Origin of the sequence: Pseudomonas sp. C8002, assembly GCF_013385765.1 — a bacterium.
Taxonomy (GTDB): domain Bacteria; phylum Pseudomonadota; class Gammaproteobacteria; order Pseudomonadales; family Pseudomonadaceae; genus Aquipseudomonas.
In genome coordinates this window covers 152,125-152,348 of sequence record NZ_JACAPJ010000001.1, presented here as the reverse complement: position 1 = coordinate 152,348, position 224 = coordinate 152,125, and the positions used below count along the sequence as shown (strand labels likewise).

1 pseudogene is annotated in these 224 nt (G+C 58.0%); it reads right to left on the bottom strand.

What is annotated here, in order from left to right:
- Nucleotides 1-31: 31 nt before the first annotated feature.
- A pseudogene (locus tag HX814_RS31310) lies at nt 32-224 on the bottom strand (hypothetical protein); the annotation flags it as partial.

The following is a 224-nucleotide window of genomic DNA, read 5'->3' as shown; positions in this document are numbered from 1 at the left end:
CCGGCTTGAGTGTTGAAGAGCAACAGCAAAATCAAAAGCGGGCACGGTCCACTGTAGGAGCTGGCTTGCCGGCGATGGCATCGCTTCGGTGTGTCTGATGTACCGAGGTGTCTGCATCGCCGGCAAGCCAGCTCCCACAGAAAAGCAGAGCCACCCCGCCCGTAGCAGCTGTCGAGCGCCAGCGAGGCTGCGTGCCTTTGATCTTGATCTGCTTTTGATTTTGA